This window comes from Acinetobacter sp. LoGeW2-3 (assembly GCF_002688565.1).
Taxonomy (GTDB): Bacteria; Pseudomonadota; Gammaproteobacteria; order Pseudomonadales; family Moraxellaceae; genus Acinetobacter.
The window spans coordinates 884,772-900,474 of the sequence record NZ_CP024011.1 but is presented as its reverse complement, the minus strand read 5'-3'; the positions used below and the strand labels follow the sequence as shown (position 1 = coordinate 900,474).

Genomic DNA, 15,703 nt, shown 5'->3' with positions numbered 1-15,703 from the left:
TGAAACAATTGATTTGCGGAAAAAGTTTGGAGGCGGTGCTATGATTCGCAAAAATGCTTTCTAAAACGAAGACACTATATGCAAAGTACTGCACAAAAAGCAGCTTTACCAGTCATTACGCTGGCTGCGCTTGGGGTCGTTTTTGGTGATATTGGCACCAGTCCTCTCTACGCACTGCGTCAGTGCTTCTTGACCTCGCATCTTGCCATCAGTGAAGCCTCGGTACTGGGCATTCTCTCCCTGATTTTCTGGTGCATCATGCTGACGGTGAGTTTTAAATACGTCACTATCATCATGCGAGCCGACAATAACGGTGAGGGCGGCATCATGTCATTGCTAGCCCTGAATCTGCGAACCACACGTATCTCGGATAAGAAGAAAATCTACCTGATCGCCCTGGGATTTATTGGTGCATCTTTATTTTTTGGCGATGGGATTATTACACCAGCGATTTCAGTGCTCTCTGCCATTGAAGGGCTAAGTATTGCCACGCCGGTCTTTAACAAATGGCTGGAACCTCTTTCCATCGGGATTATTGCCAGCCTGTTTCTGGTGCAGCGTCATGGTACTGCAACTATGGGCAAATTCTTTGGTCCATTGACTTTGCTGTGGTTTCTGTCGATTGGTGGCTTTGGTTTATGGAGCATCATCCAGACGCCAATGGTCCTGCAGATGATCAATCCTTACTGGGCTTATCATTTTGTAGCGGATCAGCCCTATGTTGCTTACCTGACCATGGGTGCAGTGATCCTGACCATGACTGGGGGCGAGGCAATTTATGCCGATATGGGGCATTTTGGCCGACTACCAATCCGTTTGGCATGGTTCATTATCGTACTACCATGTCTATTACTGAATTATGCAGGGCAGGGTGCCCTGTTGCTGCGTAGTCCTGAAGCTTTGGCTAATCCATTCTATATGCTGCTGCCAGAATGGAGTTTGTATCCGATGATTGGTCTGGCGACTGCTGCTGCGGTGATTGCCTCACAGGCGGTAATTACCGGTGTATTTTCTATGGTCAATCAGGCGATTCAGTTGCGCTATTTGCCACGTCTGAGCGTCAAACACACTTCAGCTGAAGAACGTGGACAGATCTATTTGCCATTCATTAACTGGATGCTGTTTATCTCGGTGGTGATTCTGATTTTACTTTTTGAAAACAGTGCTCGACTTGCCAGTGCCTATGGCGTTGCAGTGACCATGACCATGCTTTGCGGTACGATTCTGATCTCCATCCTAGCTTATGGTTTCTGGCGCTGGCCAATTTGGAAAGTAGCACTGTTTGCGACACCTTTTCTGGCTTTAGATCTGATTTTTGTCGCCTCTACTTCACTGAAAATCCATTCTGGTGGTTGGGTGCCGATCATGCTCGGTGCAGCACTGTTTACCATCCTGATGACCTGGAAAGATGGGCGTGCATTGCTACTGAAACGTATGCAGCAAAATACCTTGCCGATTGAGCTGTTTATTAAAAGTGTTTCTAGCGGTGGCGGTACTCAGTTTGTGCCGGGTGATGCGATTTTCCTGACTGGAACACCGGAGGTGGTACCGCATGCCATGCTGCATAACATCAAGCACAACAAGGTCCTGCATGAACGCAATATCATGGTCACAGTGATTACACGGGACATTCCTTTTGTGGGAGATAATGAGCGGGTAGAAGTTGAAAAACTGAATGAACATTTCTACCGGATTTATGCCTATTTCGGCTTTAAGGATCAACCGGATATTCCACAGGCGGTACAGCAAGCCTATGCTGAATGGGGCTTTGACTATGACCTAATGCAGATCAGCTTCTTTATCTCGCGTGATCGGGTGATTCATGCGATTGGTGAAGGCATGTCCCCATGGCGTGAGAAACTGTTTATTTCCATGCAACGTAATACCAGTCCAGTGAGTGATTTCTATCAAATTCCAACCAACCGGGTGGTAGAACTCGGCAGCCAGATTGAAATCTAGCAATAATATTCAAAATGAAAAAAACCAGAGCTCAGCTCTGGTTTTTTTTTATCTCTGTTTCAAACCACTTATGGAGTGGTTGCACCTGGAGGAGTAGAGCCTGTAGGTGCCATCGGAGAATCCTGCTGCATTTCAGGCAGGGTACGTGGATCGTTTGGCTGCTGCATATCCGGATTTGTACCTTGTCGCATCATGGCAGGATCTTGCTGCATGTTTGGATCCTGTGGAGCACTTGGCTGCATTTCAGGTTGCATTGCCGAAGTTGGTGCAGCTTGAGGGACAGGCGCCTGACTCGGCTGTACTAAACGAATCTGACCAGAATTGACCAGATTTTCCAGAGAAGCATTCTGACCGTTTACAGTAGTCGTAATTCGTGCCTTGGACAGGCTTTCTAATGTTTCGCCCGGCTGTACACGTGGTTCAGCCAATGCACTGAGGCTCATGAGACTGGTGAATACACCTAAAGCCAACAATTTTGAATAATGCGTATGGGAGTTTTTCTTCAGCGAGAACATCACAATGCTCCTTCGTATATTTCTTCGAGGAATAAGAGGTTCTTACAATTACATAATTCAAGATTGAGCATCAAGGAAAGCTACATAAATGGATTGAAACCTAGTCCAAGTATTCGTAAAAAAACGACAGGCTGTTACATTTTGAGCTACTGATTTTTTACATATTGCTTATTTGTTAAGCGATTAGAGAAGCCACGATATACACGGCTTACAGGGCTTGTTAAGCTCGGCAACACTCGCTGTAGATGTTCTAAAGTAGCTGTAATCATGGCCAAGAAGCAACGTACCAAAAAAAATCCTGTCTTTCAGTTCCTTAACGAAAATACTGTAAAAATCATCCTAGGGATGGTGGCATCGGGCAGCTTTGCGATTGCCTTTGGTCAGGAAAAAATCAGCCAGTGGGTATCGCTGTCTTCACCCTCAAATTCTGCCTGTTTAGATCAATTTTACCGGGATGTACCGCCTTACTTAATGAAGGACAGCTTAAAAAAGAACAGCTATGCGCTGTGCTTTAACGGCTTCAATGTCATGTATTCCGGCGTATCCAAAACACCGTTATGGGTGGCAGAATTACTAACTTCATCTCGCTTAAGTCAGAAGATTCCGCGTGAAGATAGCTTCCATGAGGAAGAACGTGTCAGTTCAGCACATCGTGCGACGTTGGCAGATTATCGCGGTACTGGCTATGACCGTGGGCACATGGCACCGAATGCCGACATGCCCACCAAGCAGGCACAGTTTGACAGCTTTTCTTTAGCCAACATGGTACCGCAAGCACCGAAGAACAATCAGCAGGTGTGGCGTGAGCTGGAAGAAGCCACCCGTGCAGTGGTGACCAAACAGAAACAGGATGTTTACATCGTTACTGGACCAGTCTATAGCGCGAAAAAGCTGGAAACCATTGGTAAAGGCGTGATTGTACCGAATGCGACCTATAAAGCGGTATATATGCCAAAAACCGGTGCAGCAGGGGTGTATTACGTCGATAACAACCTAAAAAATCCGGCGCCGAAAGTCCAGATTATTAGTGTCTGTGCTTTGGAAGAGCTGGTCAATATCAATATCTTCCCGCAACTGACTGAAGAACAGAAGCGCAATACCTACAGACTGCCTTTGAAAGCCAGTGAAGTGAAGGCCAAGAAGCCAATCACCTATGCAAACTGGGATGCAGAAAGCCAGTGTGCCGAAGATGTATCCAAGAGTGACCTGGAAGCATTACAAGCTGAATTCAAACGTTCTGGTGGCAGTAACATGTCTGTTAGCGAGAGTCCAGCAACGCCAAATAACTCCAGTACTGAAGCACCAAGCAATAATGATCCGCAAGGCGCATTGATCAAGCAGTTACTAGAAGCAGTATTACAGTTCATTTTGCAGCTGCTGAAATAATTCTGTTGTGCCAGACCGGATTCAGGTAGCATAAATCTTGTCCGATACAATTGAAAAACAACAAGGAAGCGACAAAAGAAAATGTTTAAGCCTTATGAAAATGGCACCGAATCACATGCGATTCATGACCTGACCATTGAAAATGATGTGGACTGTGTCAGCCTCTATGGAAACTTGCAGTTAACCAAGGATCAGTCTGGATTGAAAGCAGCCAAGGCATTGCAAGCGCTACTGAATGATGTGGTTCAGCAGCTAGAAAATACACCAGATCTACCTGAAAAAATCCAGCGTGATGACGCTCAGGAAATTGATAATCCATTTTTATAATAGATTATCTTTTAAAATTATAGATTGTTCCACATGGAACAAAAAAAGCTCACGATCAACGTGAGCTTTTTTATTTAGGCTAAGAAAGTTATATCTTTTTCTCAAGCAAAGTCTTATAGATCAGTGCACCAATCACACCACCGACAATCGGCGCGATTCAGAACAATCACAATTGAATAAGTGCAGCGGTTTCTGCAAACAGCGCTACACTCGTACTACGTGCAGGATTCACCGAAGTATTGGTGACTGGAATAATGATCAGGTGAATTAAGGTCAGTGCTAGACCAATCGCAATTGGGGCAAAGCCTACTGGTGCACGATGTTCTGTCGCCCCCATAACCACAATCAGAAAAATGGCAGTCAATACAACCTCAATGATCAAGGCGGACATCATTGAATATTTACCGGGTGAAAGATCACCAAAACCATTGCTTGCAAAGCCACCTGTACCAGCGAAGCCGGCCTGTCCCTGTACAATCAGATATAGTACCCATGCTGCGATACTTGCCCCGATCAGCTGAGAGATGACATAGGGAATCAGCTCTTTAGCGTCAAAGCGACCACCCGCCCAAAGACCAACTAAAAAGTGCCGATCAATTCTGCAAAATATTTATCTATCTTGAATTACCTTTGTTGTTTTTATCCAAAATCTAAATTTGATATTGAGTGTTTGGCTCAGCCTCCATGGAGTGCTGTACCAATTTTTCCTGTGTTTTATTTTCTTGATAGTCTGAGCGCCACTGTTGTGGTGTCTTGCTGGTCCATTGCTTAAAGGCACGCTGAAAAGCACTTTGTTCAGAGTAGCCCAAGAGCAGGGAAATCTCGTGCAGGCTTAGATTTTCATCGGTCAGATATTGCTGAGCCAGCATAAAACGGATTTCCTGCATCCTCTGCTGATAGGTCTTGCCCTGTTTTTGCAAATGACGCTGTAACTGCCGAACTGACCAGTGCAACTGCCGGGCAATATGCTCGATCTGGAACATATTTTTCTGTAGCCCGGTCAGGATTGCCTGTTGAATGCGATGATCCACCTGTGAAGTATTTGGTAGTTTTCCCAGTAAGGCTTCGGCCTGCTGTTTTAACAGCTTCTGCAGCGTCTGGTCACCTTGACGTAATGGTTTTGCCAGCTCGGAAACATGCATAAAAATCACGCTTTTAGGCTGATCAAAACGAACCTTGCAGCGGAAGTACTGCTCATACAGATTGAGATGTTTATTGGCTGGGTGGCGAAAATGTACTTCCTGTAAGTGAATATCCTCAAGAGTCATCAGCGAACGAACAAATTTCAGCATCAATGCCATGGCGACTTCATCAGTCAATTGAGTCGCCAGATTGAGAGGAACATCGACCCAGGCAATCGACAGGTAGTCATTTTCGACCCGGACTTCTAAAGGACTGCCGTCATAGACCAGACGATGATAGTCATGATAGCGCATCATGGCTTCGCCCAAGGTTTCACAGGACAGCGCCAGATAGGCAATAATGCCAAGATGTCGGGGTCGTACGAAATTAGCGATTTCCAGACCTAAGCCAGGGGTCTGTAACTTGTGCTGTAACTGCATGAGTAACTCACGCCAGATCACAAAGTCAAAGCGTTCAACTTCCTGTATAGCAAGCAGTTTTTCAGGAATAGGTAGTCGTTTATGCTGATAGAACTCTAGCAGCAAATGCCCTAAGCCTCCATAAACCGTACCTGCGTAATCCTGTGTGCCTTGCATCTTTTAATTCTTTTCGAATGTCGTATATTGTCAATCATATTGAATTTCTTGGTCAATATCTAGCCGAATCCGATGCTTATACTAGAAGAAAGGGAGGAGTAGATATGATCAAAGGATTTATCGCTGGCCTCGTAGTTGCTAATGCTTTTGAATGGTTTGCACATAAGTATGTATTGCATGGCATACATCGCAAGGGTCAAACCCGCTTCAGTCCTATCCCTCGTAGCATGCGTTCGCATTGGGAACATCACAGAGAAGTCCGTAAAGCTGAATTTTCAGACTATGGTTATGTTGAAGGTTTGCAGAATTGGCGCACCCGCAATGAAGTTGGCTCGCTAGTCATCGTTGCCAGTGTGTTCGGTTTGGCCTTTTATCCGATTTCAAAAGCCATGTCACTCGCAACACTTTATAGCGCCTGCAATTATTATTATGTACATCGCCGGGCACATCTGGAACCAGAATGGGCCAAACGAAAAATTCCCTGGCATTATGACCACCATATGAATAGTAATCAGGATGCAAACTGGTGTGTGACCCGGCCATGGTTTGACTATGTCATGGGAACCAGGGTGATTTCATCGCCTGAATTACAGGAACAAAATCCGCTCGGTATTCACCTGCCTGCACCTGTTTCTCAAGCGCTGACCACGGGTATTCACCGGATTTTTCCAGTCAAATGGGTGGTTAAACCCTAAAAAGAAACTCAAAAGTTTTAAAAATCGAAATAAAATGCATTTGCACACTAATTTTGTCGTGATTTGTCAATAATTCCTACTTAAATTGTCAATATTCGGTGGGTTTTTTGACCTATATTTACACCTGTCAGCGATATAGCCTAACGCTGATAAGTTGTTATGAATACTTGAGTTATGGTTAGTTTTTACAAGTTATATTGATACCAAGCGCTGTAGTCTATTCTTGGTTTTATAAGGAGTCGCAAGACTCCTTTTTTTTATCCATAATTCATGTGCATCAGTTCTTAAGCAATAAAAAAGGCATGATCAACATGCCTTTTTTTACATCTTTTCTTTAAAAAGAGTTAGAGACGCATTTCAATACCTTGCGCTTCCAGATAGGCTTTTGCTTCTGGAATAGTATGTTGACCAAAGTGGAAGATTGAAGCTGCAAGTACGGCATCTGCACCACCTTTCAAGATCCCGTCAGCCAGATGTTGTAAGTTACCCACACCGCCAGAAGCAATCGTTGGAATATTCACGCGGTCATTGATGGTACGCATCAGTGCCAGGTCATAACCTGCTTTGGTACCATCCGCATCCATCGAGGTCACTAACAGTTCACCAGCGCCGTAATCCGCCATTTTTACTGCCCATTCAATGGCATCAATACCCGTTTCCTTACGGCCACCATGGGTAAAGATTTCCCATTTATTTTCACCAGTTTTCTTGGCATCAATGGCAACCACGATACATTGAGCACCGAAACGTTGAGAAGCTTCCTGTACGAATTCTGGATTATAAATGGCAGCTGAGTTAATGCTGACTTTGTCCGCGCCAGCATTTAGAAGTAAACGAATATCTTCAACTTTACGGACACCACCACCGACGGTTAACGGTACGAATACAGATTCGGCCATGCGCTCTACAGTACGATAAGTTGTGTCACGTCCATGATGTGTAGCGGTAATATCAAGGAAAGTAATTTCATCGGCACCTTGTTCATTATAGCGACGCGCTACTTCTACCGGGTCGCCCGCATCACGAATATCAAGGAACTGAACACCCTTCACCACACGACCATTATCAACGTCGAGGCAAGGAATAATACGTTTAGCTAGCATAAATTTTTCCAATTATTACAGCCGATTATGAAACTCACCCACGCAAGCGCTACACCTTGGCAGATGGAAACGGTATTCTAGCAAAAATATGTAAGTTTTTTCGCAGGTTTTCTATGTCGGTTTATACCACTTTGACTTTAAAGGAAGTTCAGGATTTTGCAGCGCCTTATGGTCTCAAGGCGATTGATCTGATTCCCATTCAAGGAGGTATCCAGAACACCAACTACTTTCTGGTCTGTGAAGATCGGCAATATGTATTGACTGTGTTCGAGGACATGGATGAAAAAGCCGCTGGTGAATTGGTACCCGTACTTGAGCATCTGGGACAGGCAGGGGTGGCTGTGCCTGTGCCTTTATCCCATTCAGGCAAGGCCATTCATAGCATCAAGGGTAAGCCAGCCCAGATCGCGCCACGTATGCTGGGTGAACATCCTATGCCAGCGACTACGGCTCAGGCGGAAGCCATTGCTGTTGCTCAGGCAAAAATGCATGTGGCACTACAAGATTTTAAACTGGAACGTGAATTTGTACGTGACCACACCTATTGGTACGCTGTGGCACAGGAGATCAAACCGACTCTGAATGCCGCAGATAAAGTGTTGTTAGGTAAATTACTCGGTTTATATGAAGCGCTAACAGCCGTTTATACCGATCGTCCACGTGGCTTTATTCACTCAGACCTGTTCCGTGACAATACTTTGTTTGAGGGTGATCAGCTCAACGGAATTCTGGACTTTTATGAGTTAAATAAAGATGAATTGCTGTTTGATATTGCCATTACCCTGAATGACTTCTGTACTGATTACCCAGCAGTAACCTTGAATGAAGAACGTGCAGTTGCTTTTCTAAAGGCTTATGAAAGTATCCGTCCATTGACTGAAGATGAAAAAGCCTGTTTACAGCTCTATCTAGCAATGGCAGCAGGCCGTTTCTGGATGATGCGTTTACAAGTGGCACAAAAAAATGCTGCTGAAGGCCGTACTGGAAACGATATCCTACAAAAAAATCCGCAAGAAATGCGTAATATGTTGGTCGAACGACTTAAGTTTGTCACCGCTTAACCAACAGGAACAACAATATGCGTGATCAAGGGCGTTTAGTGGAATGGTTTGATGAAAAAGGCTATGGCTTTATTCAGCCCAATGATACTGACAAGGAACGCGTGTTTTTACACATTAAGGACTTTGCACGCCCTGGTCCACGCCCGATTGTTGGCTGTGCCCTAGATTATGCCGTGATTCTAGATGAGCAGGGACGTTATCGTGCTCAGCAGGTCACTTATCTCAAAGCAGCCCAGATCAAAGCTGTGCCGATCAAGAAGAAAGCCACCATAAATAACCAGAAAGAAAAATTCCAGCCGATGCAGATTCTCTGCGTGGGATATATTCTGGCGCTTATTGTACTTAGTTTCAGTGGTTTATTAAGTGGAATGGTATTGCTATTTATCAGCTTAATGAATCTGCTGAGTTACTGGCTCTATGCACAAGACAAGGAAGCGGCCCAGTTGGGTAATCGCCGTATTTCTGAAAATGCACTCCACTTGGTGGCTTTTCTGGGTGGCTGGCCGGCCGCCTGGTTAGCGCAACAGAAACTGAGACATAAAACACAAAAACAACCATTCCGTCAGATTTATTTTTGTACCATAGCCTTTAACATCATTTTGATTCTATGGCTTATTTCCCCATTAAACAGCTTAACGATTTAGGGGAAAGTGATAAAAAGGAGAGGGTATGAACTATTCGATTGACAAGGACCCTAACCGTACACTGACTTTTATTTTATATATTCTTTATATTGTGGCGATCTTTACCGGTGGTCTGCTTGCTGTCATCGCGCTGGTGATTAACTATGTGAAACGTAGTTTGGTTTATGGCTCAATTTTTGAGAGTCACTTTACCTGGCAGATTCGGACTTTCTGGTGGTATCTGATCTGGAATATTGTTGCTTTTGTACCATTTTTATTCCTGTTCTTTACTGGTGAAGACCCGGATCTGTTTGCAGGAGTAGCCTTCGGTGCAACGACTTTCTGCCTAATCGTGATCGGTCTGTCTTGGATCTGGATTGTCTATCGTGCAATTCGTGGGATTATGCGCTTGAATGATAATTTGCCGATGTATGTTGATTAAAAAATTATCCTATTTAAAGTCTCCCTTTATCAAAGGGAGATTTACAGGGATTGATAATAGAAGCCTTACTCCCTAGTTTTTTATTATTTTGAATTCTCTGTGCTCCTTTAAAAGGGAGGCTTGGAGAGATTGAAAGATGAGCAACACTGTTGCGCAAGAAAGTGTTGCGGGTTAAGAAAGATCTTCCTTCAATTCTTCAGTTTGTTGTTTTCTTAAAAACTTTGGTTTCCACTCACTGGCTATCACGCCGAGCACCACCATTAACCCGCCTAGCAGCGCTAAAGCTGGTAAACGTTCACCCGCGATACGTCCAATGAGGGCAGCCCAAACGGGTTCACCTGAATAGATAATCGCAGCTTGAGAGGGATCCACCATTTCCTGCGCCCAGTTCATCACCAGTTGAATACAGGCACTGGCAATACCTAGACCCACTAAAATAGCTGCGAGATGCCAGTGAAATTCAGGTAGCTGCGATTCGCCAAGCATTGGGGCCATCAGAAAGCAGAACAGTGACGCAAAGATCAGCTGCAGTACCGTGACACGGCGAGTATTCACTTTAGGTGCAAAATGGCTAATAAAAATAATTTCAAGCGCGATGGCAATTGAACCGAGCAAGGTCAGCGCCTGACCAAAATTCAGCTGAATCGCACCAAAACTATTGCCAGTTAAAAAGACCAAACCGAAAAAGGCAAACAGAGCACCGATCCAGGTCATGAAGTGTGGTTTCTTACGGAATAATAGCCAGAGTAAAATTGGTACCAGTGGGACATAGAGTGCGGTCAGAAAGGCCGATTCACTGCTGCTAATCGTCTGCAAGCCTACAGTTTGCGTACCATAACCAATCGCAATCACCGCACCAATCACTGCTCCCGCCAGAATTTCTTTTAGGGTCATGCCACGCAGGTGCTTCAAGGAGATACAGGTCACTGTGAATGCTGCAGCAGCAAAGCGTAGTGCGACAAACAGAATCGGTGAGCAGAAACTTAGACCATATTGTACGGTGATAAAACTACCACCCCAGATGAGGGTAATTAAAATCAGGGAAAGCTGAGGGAGCTTCGCTTTCCATATGAAGGATTCAGAGGAGTGGGTAGACATGGGAGATCAGTATTTAATTAAAAATAAAAAGAGGCCCGAAGACCTCTTTTATAACAACATCAGTATTTTAGGCTAAGCGTCTAAAACAGCTTGTGCTTCACGAAGGTTTAAAGTGCCTTCATAGATTGCACGACCGGTAATCGCACCAAGAATGCCTGGCTGGCCTTTTAAGCCGTGAACATCGTCAATATTGGTGACACCACCAGAAGCAATTACAGGCAGACCTGAATAAGTTGCCAGATTCACGGTTTGCTCAATGTTAACGCCTTGCATCATGCCGTCACGCGCAATGTCAGTATAGACAATGCTTGATACACCAGCATCAGCAAAACGTTTTGCCAGTTCAGTTGCTTTCACGTCAGTCACATTTGCCCAACCATCAGTTGCAACCATGCCGTTCATGGCATCAATACCAACAATGATATGACCTGCGAACTGTTTACATGCTTCTTCAACGAACTCAGGCTCTTTAACTGCCTTAGTGCCGATAATTACATAAGACACGCCTGCATCCAGGTAGTGTTGAATGGTTTCCAGTGAACGGATACCACCACCGATTTGAATTGGTAAGTTTGGCTGAGCTTTAGCAATCGCTTCTACGACTGGTTTATGAATCGGTGTACCTGCAAAAGCACCGTTCAGATCAACCAGATGGAGACGACGTGCACCTTCATTTACCCAATGCTGTGCAGTAGCCACTGGATCATCAGAAAATACAGTATCGTCTTCCATACGACCTTGTTTTAAACGGACACATTTGCCATCTTTCAGGTCAATTGCAGGGATGATCAGCATGCTTTCGCTCCTGGCCTAATCGTCGATTGAATTTGAATGGCTGCCATCTTAACAAATAAACGGCGGATTTCTAAATCTAAATACTGAATCTCCCATATGAAAAAACCTGTCATTGGTTGATGTGGATATTTGTAGCGATAGAGAGATTAAACATTCATATGCGGGCGAATCCGCAGTTTGAGCGACGTGTTGGGAATGTGTTTAGGTAACTGTCCTAAACGCAGTAATTCTTCAAAAACAATAACACAGGCATAGGCATCTGCCGCGGCATATTCAATTTGGGCAGGACTTAATTGTGGACTCGCCCAATTGGAGGTACTGATTTTTTTTGATTTAGGAAAGTTCTGTTGAAATAGCAAGGCAATAGCATTTTTCACCCCCATCGGGTTTTTAAAACCAAAACCACCAAAACATTTGGATAGTTCAATAACGCTATTCAGTTCGACGCCTTTTTTTCGAAACAGATGTGCATCGTTTTTTAGACCAAAGCCCACTTTGATTTGATCACGACTTGCAAAGATTGGTTTTAGGAACTCCCAAATTTCAGGTTTCATTTGAAATAAATATGCTTTATCTAATGTCGCAAGTTGAATCAGATGCGGGCCGGTTTGTACTTCGCCTTTGTTAAATATCGGTTTTGATTCTGAGTCAAAACCAAACACAGCAACCTGGGATAATTCTTCACGGAGTGCTTCTGCCTGTTGCAGCGTTTGAATCACGATGATTTTGTCGGCAGAGAGATTCTGAAATCGTGGTAGTGTGGCGATTTCTTCTTTGGTTGGCAGAATAGGAGGTTGAAGTGCATCCATGACGAGTCTGTATGAATCCGTATTAAAGATGCAGCTTAAGACTTTTTCAAGTCAGTCTAAAGCGCTTTTAAGAAAATTGATTTTAAATCAAAAGCCAGACCTATTCTTAGATCTGGCAATTTAATACAGGTGACTATATCAATCTTATTACTGTTTCAAACTCGTTTGCTGCATACGGTCTACATAATTTTGATAGCTCGGTAGAGCGAAGGCAGCTACCACAATACTAAGTAAGATCAGCACAATATAAATAATCGCTAGCACATTTTCCCAGCCACGCGTGCTACGCGGTTGACCAAACTGGTTGTTGTCGCGGTTGCCGGGTGCAAACAGGACATATAGTACTAATAAAAGATTTGCAATTGGCACCAAAACCAACAAAGACAGCCAGCCGCTATGATTACGGTCATGCAGGCGACGAATCAAAAAGATGATACTGAAATAAATGGCTGCAACATAGATGAGTCCCAGTACGACTAGCGTCAACATAGGCAAAGAGCCATCTGGAGTCAGGAATGGATTTGTTCCTGGAAGAAGGACAGCAGCCAAAATAAAGATAAACGTCAAACAAAAGCCCATCAGCAGATTCCAGGCCAGATATGATCGGCGTCCAAAGCGTCCCCCTGCATTTAAAGCAGAATCATTTAAATTACTCATTATTATTTCCTTGTTTTTGTCGTTAAAATTTTTATAAGTAAATGAATGGTATAGTAATTTATTAAAAAATAAAAGATTAAATATTAAGCAATAAAAAACCCGCATCATGCGGGTTTTTTAACGTAAATAGAATTAGATATTCCATTCCACAAAGTTTTTCAGCAATTGCAGACCAGCAGTGTGACTCTTTTCTGGATGGAACTGGGTCGCAAACAGATTTTCTTTATGCAGTGCAGTACAGAATTCCAGACCGTAATCACAAGTTGCAGCAACAATACTTGGATCTTTCGGTTCTACATAGAAGCTATGTACGAAGTAGAAACGTGCATCCTGTTCAATGTCTTTCCACATTGGATGGCTCGGATCAGCCTGATGTACCTGGTTCCAGCCCATATGTGGCACTTTTAAACCGTCAACATCGGGGAAGCGTTTTACTTCACCTTCAAAAATACCCAGTGCATCGGCACCGCCATTTTCTTCAGAACGTTGCATGAGTGCCTGCATACCCACACAGATCGCCAGTACAGGTTTGTTGAACACCGCATGACGTACTACATCATCAATTCCGGCTTCATGCATACCGTGCATACAGTCACGCATTGCGCCTACACCCGGAAAGACAATTTTGTCTGCCTGAGCAATCAGCTTTGGATCATTGGTCACATCTACTGTAGCGCCGACATATTCTAATGCTTTGGCAGCGGAGTGAAGATTTCCCATGCCATAGTCAAGAAGAGCAATACGGGTCATTACAGGGTACCTTTGGTGGAAGCAACAGTATTGGCAGCACGTGGATCAACTTCACATGCCATACGCAATGCACGGGCAAATGCTTTAAATACGCTCTCGATCTGATGGTGACTGTTTTTACCTTTTAAGTTGTCAATATGTAAGGTCATCAGTGCATGGTTTACAAAGCCCTGGAAGAATTCAGAGAATAAATCCACATCAAAGCGGCCAATCATGGCACGGGTAAATGGAATGTCCATAAACAGGCCCGGACGGCCAGATAGATCGACCACGACACGGCTCAAAGACTCATCTAGCGGGGCATAGAAGTGACCATAACGACGCAAACCTTTCTTGTCACCCAATGCCTGAGCGAAGGCTTGACCGAGAGTAATCCCACAGTCTTCTACGGTATGGTGATCGTCAATTTCCAGGTCGCCGTCACAATGAATATCAATATCAAACAAACCATGTCGCTTGATTTGATCAATCATATGATCTAAAAATGGAACACCAGTGTTTAAAGTGCCTTGACCAGTACCATCGAGATTCAAGCGAACTCGAATTTTGGTTTCGTTGGTATTTCTTACCACTTCACTGATACGATCTGTCATAGACACGTTCCTCAAATACGTCAAAATGATTGATGTAGAAAATATTTTCGCCGTGACGACGTCACCGCATATTAGATTGCTCAGGAGGGTTTATCAATGCCTATTACCGTACATGCTTATACTTCTTTGGAAAATGATGAAGTGCGCAGCCAGCTTGAGCGACTGTATGACACCAGCCCGGAATTTAGTGACGGGACCGATGCCATGGAACAACTAGAGCAAAACTTGCAACAGTATACCGTACTTTATACTGCAGAATTTAATACCCGTATTATTGGTGCGATCTGGTGTACCGGTCAAGGCGAAACCCGCCTGCTGCAGTACGTGGTTGTACATCCAGCCAACCGTGGACGTGGGGTTGCAGAAAGGCTGGTCAGCGAAGCCTGCCGTATGGAAGAGGAAAAAGGCGTGAAGGTATTTGAACCAGGCTGTGGCGCGATTCATCGCTGTCTGGCCCATATTGAGAAAATCTAAACCTTTTCTGTATCAAGGCAGCCTTCGGGCTGCTTTTTTATGTGAATTTTTCACCAAAAATGAATTATTTAGATGAGATCACCTAAAAAATAAGCAGATAATGATTAATTTCGCTGTAAAAGTAGGCGATTGATAAAAATTATACTTTTCATGCTTGACGGCATAGGACTGAAACGGTTTAATACGCGTCATCGGCGTGATAGCTCAGTAGGTAGAGCAACGGATTGAAAATCCGTGTGTCCCCAGTTCGATCCTGGGTCTCGCCACCATATTCAAAACAGTTTAAAGTTTTCAATCCCTGATCCCATCAGGGATTTTTTTTGGATCAAATTTTACACATTCGATCATTTTTTTTCTGAATTTGATTGACTAATGTGTGCAGATACGGCTTAATACACCGCATCGGCGTGATAGCTCAGTAGGTAGAGCAACGGATTGAAAATCCGTGTGTCCCCAGTTCGATCCTGGGTCTCGCCACCATATTTAAAAAACCTCAAACAATGTTTGAGGTTTTTTTTCGCCTGTCATTTTGTCATTCCATAAAAAATGGTCTTTCCTCACTATTCAGCTCCAAGATTATCAACACCATATTCTCTTGGTTTTTTATAGGATTTACCTAACATGCCATTCATCTGAGCAGACATGAGTTATATAAATAATCAAGGTAATCTAATAGAAAAGAATTTTTACAATAGACT

General features: G+C 43.9%; 17 protein-coding genes, 2 tRNA genes and 1 pseudogene. 10 read left to right on the top strand and 10 right to left on the bottom strand.

The window, feature by feature from the left end; genetic code table 11:
- The first annotated feature begins 78 nt into the window (after nucleotides 1–78).
- Nucleotides 79–1,959: a potassium transporter Kup gene (locus BS636_RS04360; protein ID WP_099337676.1), complete on the top strand. Its 1,881-nt coding sequence runs from the start codon at nucleotides 79–81 to the stop codon at nucleotides 1,957–1,959.
- Between the two features lie 68 nt (nucleotides 1,960–2,027).
- Here the strand turns inward: BS636_RS04360 and BS636_RS04355 are convergent, their stop codons facing one another.
- On the bottom strand, nucleotides 2,028–2,474 hold the full coding sequence (locus tag BS636_RS04355) for a hypothetical protein (RefSeq protein ID WP_099337675.1): 447 nt from the start codon (nucleotides 2,472–2,474) through the stop codon (nucleotides 2,028–2,030).
- Between the two features lie 267 nt (nucleotides 2,475–2,741).
- Here BS636_RS04355 and BS636_RS04350 point away from each other — a divergent pair, with 267 nt between their 5' ends.
- Nucleotides 2,742–3,860, top strand: a complete 1,119-nt coding sequence (locus BS636_RS04350) for a DNA/RNA non-specific endonuclease (protein WP_099337674.1) — start codon at nucleotides 2,742–2,744, stop codon at nucleotides 3,858–3,860.
- Between the two features lie 81 nt (nucleotides 3,861–3,941).
- Nucleotides 3,942–4,187 carry a hypothetical protein gene (locus tag BS636_RS04345; RefSeq protein ID WP_099337673.1) on the top strand — a complete coding sequence of 82 codons (246 nt, stop codon included), beginning with the start codon at nucleotides 3,942–3,944 and terminating at the stop codon, nucleotides 4,185–4,187.
- Between the two features lie 88 nt (nucleotides 4,188–4,275).
- Here the strand turns inward: BS636_RS04345 and BS636_RS04340 are convergent.
- Nucleotides 4,276–4,767: pseudogene (locus BS636_RS04340) on the bottom strand (aquaporin); the annotation flags it as partial.
- A 70-nt stretch (nucleotides 4,768–4,837) separates the two neighbouring features.
- Nucleotides 4,838–5,905 (bottom strand): AraC family transcriptional regulator, encoded by a 1,068-nt coding sequence (locus tag BS636_RS04335; protein WP_099337671.1) that lies wholly within the window; start codon nucleotides 5,903–5,905, stop codon nucleotides 4,838–4,840.
- Between the two features lie 104 nt (nucleotides 5,906–6,009).
- On the opposite strand from BS636_RS04335, the gene BS636_RS04330 reads away from it, so the two are divergent.
- Complete coding sequence (locus BS636_RS04330; protein WP_099337670.1) at nucleotides 6,010–6,600, top strand: hypothetical protein; 591 nt, start codon at nucleotides 6,010–6,012, stop codon at nucleotides 6,598–6,600.
- A 344-nt stretch (nucleotides 6,601–6,944) separates the two neighbouring features.
- Here the strand turns inward: BS636_RS04330 and hisF are convergent, their stop codons facing one another.
- On the bottom strand, nucleotides 6,945–7,703 hold the full coding sequence (gene hisF / locus BS636_RS04325; RefSeq protein ID WP_099337669.1) for an imidazole glycerol phosphate synthase subunit HisF: 759 nt from the start codon (nucleotides 7,701–7,703) through the stop codon (nucleotides 6,945–6,947).
- A gap of 113 nt (nucleotides 7,704–7,816) precedes the next feature.
- Here hisF and BS636_RS04320 point away from each other — a divergent pair, with 113 nt between their 5' ends.
- The 3 genes from BS636_RS04320 to BS636_RS04310 are packed head-to-tail and all read left to right on the top strand — an operon-like array spanning nucleotide 7,817 to nucleotide 9,829.
- Nucleotides 7,817–8,764, top strand: coding sequence for a homoserine kinase (locus tag BS636_RS04320; RefSeq protein WP_099337668.1), 948 nt, complete (start codon nucleotides 7,817–7,819; stop codon nucleotides 8,762–8,764).
- Nucleotides 8,765–8,781: 17 nt separating this feature from the next.
- Nucleotides 8,782–9,408, top strand: a complete 627-nt coding sequence (locus BS636_RS04315) for a DUF1294 domain-containing protein (protein WP_099337667.1) — start codon at nucleotides 8,782–8,784, stop codon at nucleotides 9,406–9,408.
- A 25-nt stretch (nucleotides 9,409–9,433) separates the two neighbouring features.
- On the top strand, nucleotides 9,434–9,829 hold the full coding sequence (locus BS636_RS04310; protein ID WP_099337666.1) for a DUF4870 family protein: 396 nt from the start codon (nucleotides 9,434–9,436) through the stop codon (nucleotides 9,827–9,829).
- A gap of 171 nt (nucleotides 9,830–10,000) precedes the next feature.
- On the opposite strand, the gene BS636_RS04305 is transcribed toward BS636_RS04310, so the two are convergent.
- From BS636_RS04305 to hisB, 6 genes are all read right to left on the bottom strand, one after another.
- The gene (locus BS636_RS04305) at nucleotides 10,001–10,927 is read right to left on the bottom strand and encodes a DMT family transporter (protein WP_099337665.1); all 927 of its coding nucleotides are present in this window, start codon (nucleotides 10,925–10,927) and stop codon (nucleotides 10,001–10,003) included.
- Between the two features lie 72 nt (nucleotides 10,928–10,999).
- A complete protein-coding gene (gene hisA, locus BS636_RS04300; protein ID WP_099337664.1) occupies nucleotides 11,000–11,722 on the bottom strand; it encodes a 1-(5-phosphoribosyl)-5-[(5-phosphoribosylamino)methylideneamino]imidazole-4-carboxamide isomerase in 723 nt (240 codons plus the stop codon).
- A gap of 146 nt (nucleotides 11,723–11,868) precedes the next feature.
- Nucleotides 11,869–12,531 (bottom strand): 3'-5' exonuclease, encoded by a 663-nt coding sequence (locus BS636_RS04295; RefSeq protein WP_099337663.1) that lies wholly within the window; start codon nucleotides 12,529–12,531, stop codon nucleotides 11,869–11,871.
- 147 nt (nucleotides 12,532–12,678) lie between these two features.
- Entirely contained in the window at nucleotides 12,679–13,188 is a 510-nt protein-coding gene (locus BS636_RS04290) for a DUF805 domain-containing protein (protein ID WP_099337662.1), read from the bottom strand.
- Nucleotides 13,189–13,320: 132 nt separating this feature from the next.
- Nucleotides 13,321–13,938 carry an imidazole glycerol phosphate synthase subunit HisH gene (gene hisH / locus BS636_RS04285; RefSeq protein ID WP_099337661.1) on the bottom strand — a complete coding sequence of 206 codons (618 nt, stop codon included), beginning with the start codon at nucleotides 13,936–13,938 and terminating at the stop codon, nucleotides 13,321–13,323.
- On the bottom strand, nucleotides 13,938–14,531 hold the full coding sequence (hisB, locus tag BS636_RS04280; RefSeq protein WP_099337660.1) for an imidazoleglycerol-phosphate dehydratase HisB: 594 nt from the start codon (nucleotides 14,529–14,531) through the stop codon (nucleotides 13,938–13,940). The genes hisH and hisB overlap by 1 nt, the downstream gene beginning before the upstream one ends.
- A 96-nt stretch (nucleotides 14,532–14,627) precedes the next feature.
- Between hisB and BS636_RS04275 the strand changes: the two genes are divergently transcribed.
- From BS636_RS04275 to BS636_RS04265, 3 genes are all read left to right on the top strand, one after another.
- A complete protein-coding gene (locus BS636_RS04275; protein WP_099337659.1) occupies nucleotides 14,628–15,005 on the top strand; it encodes a GNAT family N-acetyltransferase in 378 nt (125 codons plus the stop codon).
- Between the two features lie 193 nt (nucleotides 15,006–15,198).
- Nucleotides 15,199–15,274, top strand: a tRNA-Phe gene (locus BS636_RS04270).
- A gap of 135 nt (nucleotides 15,275–15,409) precedes the next feature.
- A tRNA-Phe gene (locus BS636_RS04265) sits at nucleotides 15,410–15,485 on the top strand.
- The last annotated feature ends 218 nt before the right edge of the window (nucleotides 15,486–15,703 follow it).

Bases quoted from the DNA above. Each gene is read 5' to 3' on its own strand.
- BS636_RS04360 (WP_099337676.1), top strand. From the start codon at position 79: ATGCAAAGTACTGCACAAAAAGCAGCTTTACCAGTCATTACGCTGGCT.
- BS636_RS04355 (WP_099337675.1), bottom strand. From the start codon at position 2,474: ATGTTCTCGCTGAAGAAAAACTCCCATACGCATTATTCAAAATTGTTG.
- BS636_RS04350 (WP_099337674.1), top strand. From the start codon at position 2,742: ATGGCCAAGAAGCAACGTACCAAAAAAAATCCTGTCTTTCAGTTCCTT.
- BS636_RS04345 (WP_099337673.1), top strand. From the start codon at position 3,942: ATGTTTAAGCCTTATGAAAATGGCACCGAATCACATGCGATTCATGAC.
- BS636_RS04335 (WP_099337671.1), bottom strand. From the start codon at position 5,905: ATGCAAGGCACACAGGATTACGCAGGTACGGTTTATGGAGGCTTAGGG.
- BS636_RS04330 (WP_099337670.1), top strand. From the start codon at position 6,010: ATGATCAAAGGATTTATCGCTGGCCTCGTAGTTGCTAATGCTTTTGAA.
- hisF (WP_099337669.1), bottom strand. From the start codon at position 7,703: ATGCTAGCTAAACGTATTATTCCTTGCCTCGACGTTGATAATGGTCGT.
- BS636_RS04320 (WP_099337668.1), top strand. From the start codon at position 7,817: ATGTCGGTTTATACCACTTTGACTTTAAAGGAAGTTCAGGATTTTGCA.
- BS636_RS04315 (WP_099337667.1), top strand. From the start codon at position 8,782: ATGCGTGATCAAGGGCGTTTAGTGGAATGGTTTGATGAAAAAGGCTAT.
- BS636_RS04310 (WP_099337666.1), top strand. From the start codon at position 9,434: ATGAACTATTCGATTGACAAGGACCCTAACCGTACACTGACTTTTATT.
- BS636_RS04305 (WP_099337665.1), bottom strand. From the start codon at position 10,927: ATGTCTACCCACTCCTCTGAATCCTTCATATGGAAAGCGAAGCTCCCT.
- hisA (WP_099337664.1), bottom strand. From the start codon at position 11,722: ATGCTGATCATCCCTGCAATTGACCTGAAAGATGGCAAATGTGTCCGT.
- BS636_RS04295 (WP_099337663.1), bottom strand. From the start codon at position 12,531: ATGGATGCACTTCAACCTCCTATTCTGCCAACCAAAGAAGAAATCGCC.
- BS636_RS04290 (WP_099337662.1), bottom strand. From the start codon at position 13,188: ATGAGTAATTTAAATGATTCTGCTTTAAATGCAGGGGGACGCTTTGGA.
- hisH (WP_099337661.1), bottom strand. From the start codon at position 13,938: ATGACCCGTATTGCTCTTCTTGACTATGGCATGGGAAATCTTCACTCC.
- hisB (WP_099337660.1), bottom strand. From the start codon at position 14,531: ATGACAGATCGTATCAGTGAAGTGGTAAGAAATACCAACGAAACCAAA.
- BS636_RS04275 (WP_099337659.1), top strand. From the start codon at position 14,628: ATGCCTATTACCGTACATGCTTATACTTCTTTGGAAAATGATGAAGTG.